This is a genomic window from Planctomyces sp. SH-PL14 (genome assembly GCF_001610835.1).
Taxonomy (GTDB): domain Bacteria; phylum Planctomycetota; class Planctomycetia; order Planctomycetales; family Planctomycetaceae; genus Planctomyces_A.
In genome coordinates this window covers 5,789,248-5,804,296 of sequence record NZ_CP011270.1, presented here as the reverse complement: position 1 = coordinate 5,804,296, position 15,049 = coordinate 5,789,248, and the positions used below count along the sequence as shown (strand labels likewise).

Below are 15,049 nucleotides of genomic sequence, written 5' to 3'. Positions count from 1 at the left end.
TCTCCCTCCGCGAGGCTCCCATGTTTCCGACCCTCTGGCTCGATTCGGATCTCTCGCTCCTGATCGTCCGCGTCCTCTGGGGAGTCACCTGGTCCGGAACCCTCGTCGCCGCCGCGGCGCTCGCGACGTCCCGCCTCCTCGCCCGTCAGCCCTCCGCCCGCTACCTCCTCCAGTCCGCGGCCCTCCTGGCGATCGTCCTGCTCGTCCCCCTCTGGACGGTTCGCGAATGGGGCTCGCCCCGGCCACTCCCCCGGACCCCGGCAGCGACTGCCCCGCAGCCGGCAAACGGGACTGCGATCGGAAGCAACGCTCCGCCGAGCCCCGCGGTCCTCCCCGCTCACGCCATCGACGCCACGCCGACCGTCCCCGGCCCGCGGCAACGAACCGACTGGACCACCGCGGTCGAATCGCTCAATGCGAAACTCGATCCCCCTCCAGCGCCAGTCCCGTGGGACCGGATCGCCCAAGGGGTGACGGTCGTTTACCTGGCCGGGGTCCTGCTGATGCTGGCCCGCCTCACGCTCGGCCTCTACGGCGGCGAGCGGCTCAAGTCCGGCGGCCACGCGGTCCTCGATCCGGAACTCCGCCGCCTGCTGGAGACCCAGGCCCGCCGCCTCGGCCTCGCGGTCCTTCCGGCGCTCCGGGCCTGCGAGCGGACGACGATCCCGGTCGTCGTCGGCCTCTTCCGGCCGGTGATCCTGTTCCCCGCCGCCATGCTCGCGGAGCTCCCGCCAGGCGACATCGCCGGCATCCTGCTCCATGAGCTGGCCCACCTGCGGCGGTACGACCACATCGTCCTCCTCTTCCAGCGGCTCATCGAAGCGGTCCTCTTCTTCCATCCGGCGGTGTGGCTCCTGAGCCGCGCCATGAGCCGCACGCGGGAAGAGTGCTGCGACGACCTCGTGCTCTCCCACGGCGGCGACGCCATCGCCTACGCCCAGTCGCTCCTGCGGGTGGCGGAGCTCCGACTCGGTCCGACCGCGGCCCTCACCGGCCTCTCGATGGCGGGAACCCGCCCCTCGGAACTGCGGCGGCGGATCATGCGGGTCCTCGGCCTCTCGCCCGATCCCGCGGTCCGGCTGACGCGGGGCGGACTCGCCACCGTCCTCGGCGCCGTCACGGTCACGGCGGCGGTCTCGATGGCCTGGCTCGCCGCCGCCGAGCGTCCGAAAGGGCCCTCCGATGCCCCGCTCGTCGAGTTCGACAACGGCCTCGAAGTCGAGTTCCTCGGCCTCAGCTTCCACCCCTCGGCTGGCCGCCCCTGGTGGAAGCCCGACGGCACGCCGCTGGAGCAGCGTCCCTATGAGGAGAGCGGCAGCAAGGTCTTCGCCCAGACCCCGGAAGAGGCGGAGCTCTGCCGCGAGTGGGCCTTCGAGTTCCGCAAGCTCCCGACGCCGTTCCTGCAGGAGCGGGTGATCGTCGAAGGGGAGACGCTCGGCGCCGCCGGCGGCCGCAGCTGCAAGGAGAAGAAGTGCGTCCTGTACCGCGCCGGCGGCCCGGTCAAAGACCGCAAGTCGACGACCGTCCGGATCGGCTTCGCGGTCAGCGACGATCTCCCCCCCCGGCTGATCGATCCGCAGGGCCGGAAGACCCTCCCCGGCGACACGCTCCCGGCGGTCCGCCTCCTCGACAACCGGATCCGTTTCCAGAAGGTCGAAGAGACGGCCGACACCGTCGAGCTCGTTCTCGACTCCCTCGGCACCCTCTGGGACGACGCCTCGTTCGAGTTCTTCGCCCTCGACGCGGATGGGAAGGAGACCCGCCCCCACAGCTCGGCGGGAAAGCCAGAGTCCAGCAGCTTCCTCTTCAAACTCGCTCCCGACCGCCTGCAGTCGTTCGGCTACCGGCTCCGTCCCTACACCCACTGGGTCACGTTCCGGAACGTCTCGCTCTCCCCCGACCACCCGACGCAACTCAAGGTCGAGACCGAAGTCCTGGCCCGCTACATCCCGGCCCTGGCGACGGTGGAGGAGCAGCGGGAGGTGCTGGTTGCTCTCTCGCAATCGGGGTTCCTGGTCGCGATTGCGGCCGATGGGAAAGAACGCGTGCCGGCGCAGTTGGCCAAGCGGCCGCTGCCGATCACGGAATGCAGCGTGGGAACCGTGAATTGCCAGAGGCTGAAGCTGATCGGACGGCTCATCGCTCTGGAGAAGCTGGACTTCATCGGCGGCGGGTGCGAGGACGGTCTCGCGGCGCTCGCCAGCCTCAAGCAGCTCAGAGAACTGCGGACGGGAAGTGCGGAGTTCCAGGCCAGCGACTTCGCTTTCCTCCGGGGGCTGACCCGACTGGAAGTCCTGGAAGCGAACACGCACATGCAGCTCGCGCACGGCATCGAGTGGTACCGCAAGCAGGTGCCGGAGCTCACCCCCGCCGAGCAAGCCGTTCTGGACAACCGCGGCAAGTCGCGAACATCCGAAAAATGCTGTTACGACGCCTTCCTGAATGACCGGGCTCTCGAGACGCTCGAGTCCCTGCCGAATTTCAAGCGACTGGAGCTTTCCAACGCCTATCTGACGGACGTCGGCTTCCGCCACATCACCAGCCGGAAAGGGCTCGTCTCGCTGAAGGTCAGCGGCGCGTTCCTGACCGAAGAGGGCCTGCGGACGATCCGGAACTGTCCCGATCTCGAAGAGCTCGACATCGGCTGGGCCCCCTGGACCGAGGCAGCCCTCGACGAGCTCGCGCAGCTCAAGCGGCTCAAGTCGGTCCGCTTCTGGTCGCCGTCGGTCCCGATCTCGCCGGCGAGTCTCGATCGCCTGCGAGCCGCCCTCCCGGGCTGCCAGTTCGATTCGCGGCCCCGGCCGACGGGCGAGACCGCGGCTGCGGCCCCCCACGAGTCGACGACCGACACTTTCCGGGTCCAGTTTCAAAACCAGGAGACGCGCGCCCCGATCCCCAACGCCGAGGTGACGGTCCAATTCTTCCGGCAACCGGACGCCAAAGCTCTGAAGGTTCGGGAGGCGGAGCAGTGGAACCGAAACCCTATCGCAACGGCGACCTATCGGTCCGACAAGGACGGACGAATCGAAGTCACGGTCCCAACAGGCCTTCCCCCCGCACACCTCGTCTTTGTGCACTTCGATGTGCGGCATCCCGAATACCGCCAGAGCAAAGAGCAGAGGTTCCACACGCTGGCCAACCAACTCGTCGCCGGTCCTGCATCGCAGAACATGCTCGTCGATCTGGTTGATCCCGGAATTCCCGTCTCGGGCCAGGTCCTGGGCATCGACGGCATGCCGGCCGCCAACGTCCCGATCCTCGGCGGATCACGGACGGACGAAGTCATCCACGGCAAACCGGACGCCGTGACGGACTCCGAGGGCCGCTACCAGGTCCGGGTCCCGCGGCTCTCGAAGCGGCTCTACGTCCTTCCGGAGAATGCCGCGGCGGTCTCGCGGGCCATCGACCTGAACTCGGTCGAACAAGCGGTCTTCCGCCTGCGGCAGGGGACGCGCATCTCGGGGCGGGTCGTCGACGACCAGGGACGTCCGCTCACCGCGATCCTGGTCCGGGCCAAGGGGGACACACGAACCCCCTACCGCTTCGCCCGGACCGACGCCGATGGCCACTACGCACTCCCGCCCGTTCCAGCGGGCGAGTACGACATCCGACCGGTCGAGGCTCATCCGACGCTTCCACATGCCGCTCTGCAGGCGAAGGCCCTCTTACCCGTCGCCTTCCTGGGACAAACGCTCTCACTTCCCCGCGACAACCCACCTGCTGATGAGACCGTCGACCTTCGCGGCGTGGAGTCCGTTCGCATCACTGTCCGCGCGGTCGATTCGAAGGACCAGCCGCTGCAGACCCCACGAGTTCATCCCGCTGGGCAATACCAGATTGCGGGAACGGCACCGGGCCGGGATAGGGAAGGTTGGTTCGGCGGACTTTGGCTCCAGCCGGGTCCCGACGAAGTCTACGTCGCGACTGTCCCCAAAGGACTCCGGGATGTCCGGATCGACGCCAGTTCCGGATCGGTCGCCTTCGACAGAACGTCGGGGCCTCCGTCCCGAGTCGATCGCCTCTTTCGGCGGCTCCCCGATGGTTCCGAGGGACCCGCCTCCATTCCCTCGCTCGACGGGGATGACGACTCGCTCGTCATCCGGCGGGTCCAGGAAGCCCGCCTCACGCTCAAGTTCCTCGTGGACGGCCGGGAGGTCGACGATCGGACGCGAAAGCTGGCCACGGTCTACTGGCCGACGTTCGTCGATCCGGCCCGCAGGAACGATCCCCTGGTCTCCTCCGCGCCGTTCCACTCGGGCTACGTCTCGATCAACTCCCCCATGACGCTGAACCTGCATCCGGGAGCCGACCTCCTGCTGAAGCTGACGCTGCGCGATTACCAGGACTGGACACAGACGATTCAGCTCCAGGAAGGAGAAGAACGGACGATCACGGTCAACTTCCTCAAGGAGCCGGGCAAGACAACTCGCGCGGCCGCGCCGCCAGCGTCCCTGGACCACATCACGAAGGACCTGAAGTCCGCCGGCCTCACCCTGCGATGGACCCGCCGCCCCTCGGTCCGCGAAGGGAGCCCCGAAACTCAGGTCCGGATGACGATCTCCACGACCGGTGAAGCGAAAGTCCCGAAGGACTATCGAAACCGCGACGCGACGCTCCAGTTCTCCGAAGCCGAGCTGAAAGAGTTCATCCTGTCCCTGCTGGAGGACTACAGTCTCGCGAGCATCTCCGGCGACGCGTTCAACCAGCCCCCCAACCTCTGGGAAACGGGAGTTGAACGGATCGAGGTCACCAGGGAGGGACGATCGGTCGACCTCAGCCGCACCGGCGGATGGTCGCATCCGGACGAGTCGATCCGGAACTACCTGGGAGCGGTCGATCGCCTCGCCCGGACCGTCTCGTTCGTCCGGGCCGGTGGAAAGGCCGCGATCGAAGAGACCCTTCCGGCCGTCAACGAAGGACTCCTCCGCGAGTTCCCCCAGGTCGCCCCGTTCACGGCCTCGGACTTCATGGCCGCCGAAGCCCTCGAGGCGACCGGAAGCCGGGTCCTTACGTTCCGTCGCGAGCGGACCGAGGGGGACGTGCGTGAGGAGGTCCGGGCCGACATCGAGATTCCGCTCCCCGGGGCCGGCCCTCCCAATCTCCTCTCCGTCGAACGCAACGGCGACCGTCGCCACCTCGAACGCCCCCCCGTGATCCCGGGGATCCCGCTCGCGGGCGTCCCGGTCACCGGGAAGTGGAGTTCCGTCACGGCGGTCTACGTCCCGCGCGACCCCGCCCCGGGGGAAGTCGGCCAGTTCTACCGCCTCCGCGACGGCATCCGGACCGTGGAACTGACACCCACCCTCGACGCCCACATCCTTCCGGGCGGCCGCGAGCTCTACATCGAGCACGCCGATCCCATCCGCCGGAACCTCTACGGTCCGATCACGGGCGACGCGGAGTCTCTCGCTGCCGCCGCCCGCGGAGCGCTCGATGCCGTGGCCCGCGACTGACGCAGCCCTTGCTCCCGGTGCCGTCCGCCCCGGCGAGACTCAGGACTCTCGGTGAGGAACGCTCGACCGAAGCGACTGGCCGTCGGCCAGGAACCGCGGTCTGATCGAGAGTCATCGAAGAGAGGGAGAGGAGCCAGGCATCGCGGAGCTCAGTCTCCTTAACCCTCGGCCTCCCGGCCCGACGTCAGGGAGACGTCTTTTGAATTCCATGTTGACACCTGTCCACTCATGAGCCATACTCGACTGAACATCAGTCAACCTTGGCCAGGTTGACCCTTCAGGGCCTTTGCACTCCGCGTTCGAAGAAGTCGCGGGTTGCTCGGGCGGCTCTGCCCAGGCCGGAATTTCTTGACTCACGAGGTTGGTTCCATGGCTTCCGCTGCGCCCATTCCACGACGGTTGGCCGTCGCATGGCTTCTCATGACCTGCGTCTCTCTCTCCCTGCCACAGGCCGGAGTCCGGGCGGAGGGTTCGGCCGGCCGCGGCGAAGACCGGGATACGACTTCCGCGGGGCAGGCCCGGCTCGGCGACCTCGTCCAGCGGGCCCGCGACGTCTATCGCCGGCGGGATTCGGTCGACGCCCAGCGGCGGCCGCTGGCCCTGGAGCGCGACCCGCTGGCGATCCGAATCACCAAGCTCCAGGGACTCGGCCGGGAAATGGTCGCCACCCTCGCGAAGCTCAACCGGCACGCGCAGATGGTCAACAACAACCTCCAGAACGCGCAGGGGAACGACGTGTTCCCCCTCCGCCGACAGCTCCGCGCCGTGCAGGGAGAGATCGAGAACCTGGAGCTTCAGATGCGGGCCAACAACGACCTGATCGACGTCGGGATCGCGGATCTCAAGACCCTCGACAACCAGATCGCCCCGCTCGACAAGGAGCTGGCCCGGCTCTGGACCGACATCGAGGAGGTCCGCGAGGGCTGGACCGACCTCCGGGAGCCCGCCGAGAAGTTCGCCCGCGGCGACTACGAAGCGGTCTTCGAGGCGGTCGACGACTGGCAGCAGACCGACCTCCTCTGGCCCGGCGGATACCACTGGAAGGCGCTGTGCGCCTACGAGCTCGGAGACATCACCGAGGCGGAGACGCACGCCAACAAGGCGGAGGATCTCCGGACGAAGGAGCTCGGGATGACCGATCCGGTTTCGGAATCGGAAGCGGTCCTGGCCCTCGTCCACATGAAGATGGGGGGCAAGTACGCCGCGCGGGCCAAGGACCGCTTCTCCAAGGCGCTTCGGCTCTCCAACAAGGAGCCGAGCTGGTTCACCAACTTTGTGATGGGCCGGTCGTATGCCGAACGGGAGACCGACGCGACGCGGGCCAAGGTCGAGCTGGAACGGTCGCTGAAAGTGAAGCCGAAGAACCCGTGCGCGACCGTCTGGCTGGCCCGGCTCCAGACAACGGCGAAGAAGGAGACGGTCCGGGACGTCGCGGCGGGCACCCAGACGCTGGAAGCGATGTGGACCGAGTCGGGCGGACGGTCTTGGCGGCTCGGGTACTTCCTGGTCGAGGCGTACGTGGCGGCCAACCGCAAGGCCGATGCGGAGACGCTCTGGAAGACAGTCCTGGCCCTCGCCCCGGCGGGCGAGCAGAGCGGACTCCGGGAGCGCTACGCCAAGCTGTCGCCCGGCTCGTAGCCCGCCGGGCGACGGCCGTCCTGCGTCCGCGGCGCGAGCCTCACTCGAGGTCGATTTTCAGATCGGACTCGCCCGCCTCCGCGATGTCTCGCGTCAGCTTCGAGGTCTGAGCGTTGTTGTACTTCGCGGGGATCTTGACCTTTGGCTTCGGCAGGGAGGCGTTGTCGGCCCCGCCGGCCGTCAGCGACGTGTCGACGGTCGGCGGCGCGAAGACCACCGCGACGCGGGATCGGCCCGGAGGCGCCCCGTCGGCAACGTCGTTCGTCCCGAGGGTGAATTTCCCGTTGGCGTCCGAGACCCCCACCGCGGCTCGCCGGCCGTCCTCCGGTTGCAGCGTCACCTGATGGTGTTCCAGCGGCTGCCCCTTGAAGGTCAGCGTCCCGGAGACCGGCACGACCTTTTCGATCTTCGCCCCGGAGCCACTGCCGCAACCGGCCAGTCCCGCGGCCGGAGCCGCGAGAAGGAGTCCGGCAACAAGAGCCCGCGTCTCACGTGACCAGCGTTCCATAGCTTCGTCGCTGCCTCTTTCGGCCAGGGGCGTTCGACCGCGAACACCCGTTCGAGAACACGGCACCCTTCGAGAGAACAAGAACACCGGAGGACGGCGCTTCCTTGCGAGGGAGGGCCGGATCCCGGTCGGAACGACGCGCCGGTCGGTCAGAACTCGCCGACCCGCTCGCCGCCCGCCTTGCTTCCGATCGCCCGCCAGAGTGCCTCGTCGATGTTCTCGCTGGCGAACTTCACGGCGCCGTCGCCAAGGAGGAACTGGCTTCCCCCCGGGTGATAGCTGCGCGACGCCAGGTGGCCCCGGTCGAGGCCGGTCCCGCGAATGCAGTCGCGGCGGCGAGAGTTGGGAGTCAGCGTGTGGGAGTAGAACGTCGAGACGACGTTCCCGCGGTAGTACTGTTTGCCGCGGTACAGGTACGCCGCCGTCGCCGCATTGTCGCACTCGGGGACGGCAATGGTGTCGCCGGTGGGACTGGCGTCCCAGGTCGCGAACGGGAGATTCGTGGCGACCCGGTAGAACTCTCCATTTGAGGCGGGAATCACTCCGGTGGCCGTTCCGGAGGAGGGTCCCAGCACGATCTCCGCGAAGACGGCCGTGTTGCTCGTGCCGTCCGTGAAGTGCGAAATCTTGGCTCCGACGTTCCGGCCGAAGGGCCCGTCCCCGGTGGCGTAGTTGGCGTTGTTCCCGAGACTCTGGACGTAGTTCGTCGTTCCGCAGCCGTTGGGGCACTGCGTCCCCGGGAGGAGGAACGCGGGACTCGTGAACTGCGAGGGGCAGTTGAGGAGCGGCTGTTTCTGCTCGCGCGGGAGCTGATTGACCGCGGCCACGTTCAGGTCGGTGCTGAAGTTGAACAGATGGAAGGCGGCAGCCTGATCGAAGTACGGGAGAAGCTGCGTGTGCGTCGAGGCACCGTTGGCCCCCGTCCCGATGACGGCGCCGGGGGGGAAGACCCCGAACGTGGACTCGTAATTGTGGAGCGCGATGCCGATCTGCTTGAGATTGCTCCGGCACTGGCTCGCCCGGGCGGCCTCCCGAGCCTGCTGCACAGCCGGCAGCAGGATCGCCACCAGCACTGCGATGATCGCTATCACCACCAGAAGCTCAATCAACGTAAAGCCCCGCGCGCGGCGGCTCACAGACGTCCTCATTACCCCCTCCACAAAAAGGCAGTGAAAACAGATTGATGTGCGACCGGACATGATTGCGGGGGCCGACGGACAGAACGTCACCATCGACTTCCGCAGAGCTCCTCCCTCGGAAACTACACCCGCCTCAAAACTGAAACAACAATGAAGATCTGTGCCCGAATCAGAATCCTGAAGATTCTCTGTGGACATTTTTTGAACCTTCACCGGAGCCGTGCGGTCGATTCTCCGCCCCATGGGTGGGCTCCGATCGCGCTCTGATCGCATCCCGGCCCGCGATGCGTGATGGTCGCCCGACTGATCTGGGAACGGGGTCGAGTGCCGGCCGCGCTCCAACCCCCACAAGAGCGAAGTCCCAAGACGAAGGACCTTCTCCACAGCGTCTCCTAAACTGTCCCTGCTGACCTTTGGCCGGAAACCGCTTACGCAGCCGGGAGACCGATCACGGTGGACCACGAAGAGCGATTCACGACAGCGATTGACCGCGCGCTGGAACGCCTGGAGAGCAGTTCGGACGACGAACACGAGCGGCTCCTGCAGCTCTCCTCTCTTCAGATCCTGGAAGCGCTGGCGCGCGGCGGCATCGCCCACTGGTACTGCAATCCCAGCGGCGCGGACTGGCGCCGCACCGTCACGGCCCTGACCCGTTGCGGGCTGGCGCCGCTCTCGACGGAACTGGAGGCCTGCATTCGGGAGTTGGAAATCGCGTTCGGTCCGCGTGACCGTCCGGAGGCCCAGGGCTTCGAACAGCTCCGGGTCATCCGGCCCCTCTGTCGGCGTGCCGATGCCGCGTTTGAACGGTCCTTCGAGTCGCAGGAGTTTCATCGGGCCGTCGCCGACTGGGCCGAGCAGATCCAGACCGGGACGATCTGAGACGCGTTGCCACCAGCATCTCCCTTCACCCCGACGAGGGCCGGCCGGCGGCATGAAACCCTGCCCGAGTTCCATCGTGTGGTTCCTGTCCTGAAGCCGTCGAGCCGCTTGGACGACGACGCTCCATGGCTGACGTTCGCCGCTTCAAGGATATCGCCACCTGCAGGCGCGGAACGGCGACATGCTCGTCGGAGCAGGCGCTCCTGAACCCAACCGTCGGAACCGGTGTCGATCCGCCATCGCACGAAAGGAGCCATCATGCGAAAGCTGGCCAGTATTCAGATCGTCAACGGGGTTGAGCCCATTCCGGGCGCCGACGCCATCGAGAAAATCCGCGTCCTCGGCTGGTGGGTCGTCGCCAAGAAGGGGGAACACAAGCCCGGCGACAGGATCGTCTACTGCGAGATCGACTCGCTCCTGCCCGAGCGGCCGGAATTCGAGTTCCTCCGCGGGAACAGCTACAAGGCGGCCCAGACGGAAGCCGGCGGGACCGTGACGCTTCCCGCCGGCTTCCGCATCAAGACGGTCCGGCTCCGCGGACAGGTCTCGCAAGGGATCTGCTTTCCGCTCTCGATCCTGCCAGTCGATGCTCCCATCGAAGAGGGGACCGACGTCACCGACCTCCTCGGAGTCCTCAAATGGGAACCTCCGCTTCCGGTCGGCATGGGGGGCAGGATCAAGGGACCGTTCCCGGGATTCCTGCCGAAGACCGATGAGACCCGGGTCCAGGTTCTGGAATCGGTCCTCATGCGGAACCGCGGCAAGACGTTCTACATGACGGAGAAGCTGGACGGATCTTCGTTCACCGCTTTCCTCCGGCAGGGGGAGTTCGGCATCTGCAGCCGCAACCTGTGGATGGACGAGGCCGACGAGTCGAACGTGCTGGCCCGCGTCGCCAAGGCCCTGCGTCTCGAAGAGAAGCTGCGGACGGCCCGCGAACGGCTCGGCTTCGATCTCGCGATTCAGGCGGAGGTCATCGGCCCCGGGATCCAGAAGAACAAGTACGCCCTGAAAGAGGTGACGCTCCGGGTGTTCAGCGTCCTGAACGTCGACGCCTACCGGCTGGTCGACCAGCCCGCCAAGGTGGCGGTGCTGGCCGAGATCGGCCTGGAGTCCGTCCCTCAGCTCGGGACGATCGTCCTGGATCACACCGTCGATCAGCTCGTTGCCCTGTCCGAAGGGACCAGCACACTCCATCCGCAGGTTCAGCGGGAGGGGATCGTGCTTCGCCCGCTCGCGGAGGAGTACGACGAGGAGATCGGCGGGCGGCTGAGCTTCAAGGTCATCAACCCCAGGTTCCTGCTCAAGTACGACGAGTAGGATGTCCTGCAGGGGTTGGGTGCGGACTGCGTTCGAGGGTCCTCGACGGGACGGCTGCCGGCGGGCAGGGGGCCAGCAATCACAACACAGGCCCCCTGGCCGTGCCAGGACTGCCGCCGTGGACGCGCTGACATCAACGGAGCTGGGCGCACGGTGAACTTTGTGTGAATGCGGGAATTTGCATGTAACGCCGTGCGCGTCCCCGCGACATACACCGGTGCCGCCAGGTCCCCCTCCCATCCGGAAGGACCGGTGCGGCTCTCCCCCACCTGCCTCTGGCAAAGAACTCGCCCCACGGAACCACTCGCGGTCCGGATCCATCCGTCGCGAATCCCGCCGTTGGCCACGGAGTCCTGTTCGTGTCGAATCGTCTTCATCGCGGCTTTACGCTGATTGAACTGCTGGTCGTCATCGCCATCATCGCGGTCCTTGTCGCCATCCTGCTCCCCGCCGTTCAGCAGGCCCGCGAGGCCGCGCGGCGGTCCCAGTGCCAGAACAACCTCAAGCAGTTCGGACTCGCCCTCCACAACTACCACGACAACCACAGCCGCTTCCCCCCCTTCGGCGGCGGACGGGGCAACCTCAGCAGCGGCGGACAGCGGACCCGCCTCAGCGGCGTCGCGTTCCTTCTGCCGTTCATCGACCAGACCGCGGTCTACCAGGAGATTGACGCCCTCACCGGCGACAATCCCCCGTACAACAACAACCTCCCCTGGACCCGCGTGATCCCGGTGCTTGTGTGCCCCAGCGACGCCGGGCAGACCGATCCGAACAACGCCGGCAACAGCCGCGGCAAGAAGAACTACGTGTTCTGTGCCGGCGACAGCCACGCCGGCAACGGCTGCGCGCGGCCGACCTATCCGATCGTCGCCCAGAGCCGCGGCCTGTTTGCCGCCATGACCTGCTACAGCATCGCGGAAAACACGGACGGCACGAGCAACACGATCGCCATGTCGGAGATCGTCGGGGCGGACGCCGCCAACGGCCGCGGCATGATCGCCCAGACCGCCCTCTCGGGAGCGAGCGCCAGCCCGGCCGCGTGTGCCGCGCTGTGGAACGCCAGCCTCAAGACCTACCCGAGCGGAGCCTGGACCGGCGAACCGGCCCGGGCCTATCGCTGGGCGGACGGCGTCGGCTCGTACTCGGCCTTCTCGACCGCCTCTCCGCCGAACGCCGGGAGCTGCTACTCCGGCGCCTCGACGAGCTCGTACTGCGACGGCCTCTACAGCGCGGAGAGCCGCCACGTGGGCGGGGTCGGCGTCGTGATGGCGGACGGTGCGGTCCGGTTCGTCAGCGAAAACATTGACACCGGCAACCAGGCCGCGATCCTCCCGGCCGTCGGCGGACAGTCCCGCAGCCCGTACGGCATCTGGGGTGCGCTCGGCACCCGCGGCGGGAACGAGCTGGTCACCGACTTCTAAGGCGGGGCAATCTCTCTGGTGTGACGCCGCGACCGGCTCGTGAGAGCGGGCCGCGGCGTTGAGCGTGGTGCTGTTTCCGCCGTTTCCGTTGGGCGGTCCTCTCCGGCGATTGATGATGCCGGGAGGCGGGACGGGGTCGGTGCGGACAGCAGGTCTCTTGGTTCTTCAGCACGGCCGGATCGGCAGAGTCATTCCATGAAGCGCGTTTCCCTGTTCCTCTCGCTGGCCGCTGTCGCGATCGTTTCCGGTTGCGGGGGTGGCGACACTCAATGGAAGTCGAACCGGCCGGCGACGGTCCCGGCGAAGGGGGTAGTGACCTACAAGGACCAGCCGCTCGCGGGGGCGATCGTGGTGATTCAGCCGGGCGAGAAGGATGGGATCGGCGCGTCGGCCCTGACGGACGCCGAGGGGAAGTTCGAGCTGAAGGCCTTCCCGCCGGAGGGGGGTGCGGTGCCGGGGGCTTACTCGGTGACCATCATGAAGATGGACAACTCCGCGACGGGCGAGGACGCGAACGGACGGCCGGTGCTTCAGAAGTCGCTGATTCCGGAGAAGTACGGAAATCCGGGGCAGTCGGGCCTGAAGGTCGAGATCTCGAAGGACGGCAACTCGGCGATTCAGTTCGACCTGAAGAGCTGACCGCAACGGGGTCGAGGGTGGATGTCGTGGCGGGGCGGCGGTCGCGCGCGAATCGACGACGAGGCTGCGTCAGGTCACCGGCCTCGATCGCGGATTTCACACTTGCACGTTCCTTCTTTAACCCCGCTTAGATTGTGCGCGGCGACTCTATACTTCGCCGACCGATTCGATTCTCTTATTACTTGTTCGGCAAAGAAGTCGGGATGGACGACGAACTCTTTCGTGCCTGTTGTTATACAGCAACAGGCACGTCACCCTCTCCGCTCTCCTGCGGAGTTGGCACTCCTCTTTATCATCCCCGAACGGCGACGTGGTCCTCTGACTTGCGGACCCCGGCGAGAGACAGACATTCCATCTCGCCTTGCCCCGAATTGCCTGCGGCGGTGTCCGAGGCCGATGACTGCGACGCGGCCATTTCTCAAGACACGATGAGGGGCGACGCGGTCCTGAGATCGAAATTCATCATCACTCGCCACAACGATATGTATTTCTATGAGCGCGACGTCGATCTCATCATAGTTAGTCGACCGGGTTGCTTAATCTCCGCCACGATCAGCGACATTCCATCGACCCTCTGAAATGTTTCGCCGTTCCTTCGATCGTTCTTCATATCGGCCCCTTATGTTCCCTCCAGTTCGTTCTTAGCCGCTGCGAGTGATGTGTGCGTCGTCCGTCTTCGGTGGATGCCGGCAGCGACTGGTCTCAGGAACAAAGTATGTCTGGTCGTCAGGAGAGCGCGTTCGGCAGGCGGCAGGCCCTGGAAGTCCTGGCACTCGGCGCGACGCAGCTGCTGACGGCCGGCACCGGCTGGTCCGGATCGGAGCCGGGGCCGCGGGAGGCGGTTGCCGATCCCTATCAGGGCCTCGACTGGTCGGCGGCGAAGCACGTCGGCTCGGGGACCCACATCCACTGCCGTTCGCAGCGGGAGCTGGAGATCATGTACCGCCGGGGGATGCGGCACCTGGCGATCTCGAACTATTACCCCTCCGCCCCGTGCACCCGCGAGGAGCGGGAGCGGCAGTTCTTCGTCGAGCAGCCCTTCTGCACGATCAAGGGGAAAGGGTATGTCGAGGAGACGTTCCGCTGGAACGAGATCCTCGCCGATCCGTCGACCGGCTGGGCGGAGACGCTGCCGCCGGAGCTGCGGGAGAAGATGCCGTTCCAGGTGGGAGGGCCGATCTTTCACGCGATTCCCGACGACGTGATCATCTGCCCGAACGCGGAGCATCATTCGACGACCGATCAGTCCGGTCACTTCAACAGCGTCGGATCGACCTTCGCCAGCGGCAACTTTGACGTCCGCAGCAAGCACAAGCTGGCGGACCACGGTTATCTCCTTGGACTCGGCATTCCCTGGAAGGAAGCGTTCGACCGGATCCTTGGCCGGCTGGTCTATCCGGACGGCGGCGGGATCACGATCAACCATCCGGTCTGGAGCGGTCAGAAGCTCGAGAGCGTCCTGGCGATGCTGGACCATGACCCGCGGGTCCTTGGTCTCGAGATCTGGAACCACACCTGCGAGCAGCTCAATGGCAAAGGCTGGGCCCTGGAGATGTGGGACCAGGTGCTCGCCACCGGCCGGCGGTGTTATGGATTCTCCGTCTCGGATCATGTGCAGAGCACCGATCCGGGGTTCCTGGGCTACAACGTCCTGCTGATCGATCCCAATGTCCCCGCGGCCGAGTTGCCGCATGCGTGCCTGAAGGCGTATCGGGACGGACGGTTCTACTGTGTCCTGGAGGGGAAGGTCCGCTTCGATGCGGTTCGCCTGCGGGAAGAGATGCTGACGATCGAGACGAGCGAGCCGTGCCGGATCCGCGTCGTGTCGGCGGCGGGGAAGGTCGCGGAGGAGTCGGGTCGGCGTCTCGAATGGCACTATGCCCGGGGCGAGATGGACCGGCATCGGTATCTGCGGGTCGAAGCGGATCAGATCGATGGGAAGGATCGCCTCTTTTCTCAGCCGATGCATCTCATCTGAACGAGTGCTGCGAACATCGCCGCCCCAAGAACCGGGTCCAGGGGCACCCTGGTCAGGGGATGCAAGGGGGAGAA

Annotated in this window: 9 protein-coding genes; 7 read left to right on the top strand and 2 right to left on the bottom strand. The window is 66.5% G+C overall.

Features of this window, described 5'->3' with window-relative positions; genetic code table 11:
- Positions 1–20 precede the first annotated feature (20 nt).
- A complete protein-coding gene (locus tag VT03_RS22300; protein WP_075095047.1) occupies positions 21–5,453 on the top strand; it encodes a M56 family metallopeptidase in 5,433 nt (1,810 codons plus the stop codon).
- A gap of 420 nt (positions 5,454–5,873) precedes the next feature.
- A complete protein-coding gene (locus tag VT03_RS22295) occupies positions 5,874–7,091 on the top strand; it encodes a hypothetical protein (RefSeq protein WP_075095046.1) in 1,218 nt (405 codons plus the stop codon).
- Between the two features lie 40 nt (positions 7,092–7,131).
- Here VT03_RS22295 and VT03_RS22290 read toward each other — a convergent pair whose 3' ends face one another.
- Both VT03_RS22290 and VT03_RS34350 read right to left on the bottom strand, forming a co-directional pair.
- Positions 7,132–7,599, bottom strand: coding sequence for a hypothetical protein (locus VT03_RS22290; RefSeq protein ID WP_075095045.1), 468 nt, complete (start codon positions 7,597–7,599; stop codon positions 7,132–7,134).
- Between the two features lie 149 nt (positions 7,600–7,748).
- Positions 7,749–8,747: a DUF1559 domain-containing protein gene (locus VT03_RS34350; protein ID WP_075095044.1), complete on the bottom strand. Its 999-nt coding sequence runs from the start codon at positions 8,745–8,747 to the stop codon at positions 7,749–7,751.
- Between the two features lie 444 nt (positions 8,748–9,191).
- Here VT03_RS34350 and VT03_RS34345 point away from each other — a divergent pair, with 444 nt between their 5' ends.
- The 5 genes from VT03_RS34345 (at position 9,192) to VT03_RS22255 (ending at position 14,975) form a co-directional block, all read left to right on the top strand.
- The gene (locus VT03_RS34345; RefSeq protein ID WP_075095043.1) at positions 9,192–9,617 is read left to right on the top strand and encodes a hypothetical protein; all 426 of its coding nucleotides are present in this window, start codon (positions 9,192–9,194) and stop codon (positions 9,615–9,617) included.
- Positions 9,618–9,875: 258 nt separating this feature from the next.
- Entirely contained in the window at positions 9,876–10,937 is a 1,062-nt protein-coding gene (locus tag VT03_RS22275; protein WP_082846431.1) for an RNA ligase (ATP), read from the top strand.
- A gap of 359 nt (positions 10,938–11,296) precedes the next feature.
- Entirely contained in the window at positions 11,297–12,358 is a 1,062-nt protein-coding gene (locus tag VT03_RS22270) for a DUF1559 domain-containing protein (protein ID WP_075095042.1), read from the top strand.
- A gap of 195 nt (positions 12,359–12,553) precedes the next feature.
- Complete coding sequence (locus tag VT03_RS22265) at positions 12,554–12,997, top strand: carboxypeptidase-like regulatory domain-containing protein (RefSeq protein ID WP_075095041.1); 444 nt, start codon at positions 12,554–12,556, stop codon at positions 12,995–12,997.
- A gap of 715 nt (positions 12,998–13,712) precedes the next feature.
- Positions 13,713–14,975 (top strand): hypothetical protein, encoded by a 1,263-nt coding sequence (locus tag VT03_RS22255; RefSeq protein ID WP_075095039.1) that lies wholly within the window; start codon positions 13,713–13,715, stop codon positions 14,973–14,975.
- Positions 14,976–15,049 lie beyond the last annotated feature (74 nt).

Coding starts and splice junctions, on each gene's coding strand:
- VT03_RS22265 (WP_075095041.1), top strand. CDS start 12,554: ATGAAGCGCGTTTCCCTGTTCCTCTCGCTGGCCGCTGTCGCGATCGTT.
- VT03_RS22290 (WP_075095045.1), bottom strand. CDS start 7,599: ATGGAACGCTGGTCACGTGAGACGCGGGCTCTTGTTGCCGGACTCCTT.
- VT03_RS22255 (WP_075095039.1), top strand. CDS start 13,713: ATGTCTGGTCGTCAGGAGAGCGCGTTCGGCAGGCGGCAGGCCCTGGAA.
- VT03_RS22295 (WP_075095046.1), top strand. CDS start 5,874: ATGACCTGCGTCTCTCTCTCCCTGCCACAGGCCGGAGTCCGGGCGGAG.
- VT03_RS22275 (WP_082846431.1), top strand. CDS start 9,876: ATGCGAAAGCTGGCCAGTATTCAGATCGTCAACGGGGTTGAGCCCATT.
- VT03_RS22300 (WP_075095047.1), top strand. CDS start 21: ATGTTTCCGACCCTCTGGCTCGATTCGGATCTCTCGCTCCTGATCGTC.
- VT03_RS34350 (WP_075095044.1), bottom strand. CDS start 8,747: ATGAGGACGTCTGTGAGCCGCCGCGCGCGGGGCTTTACGTTGATTGAG.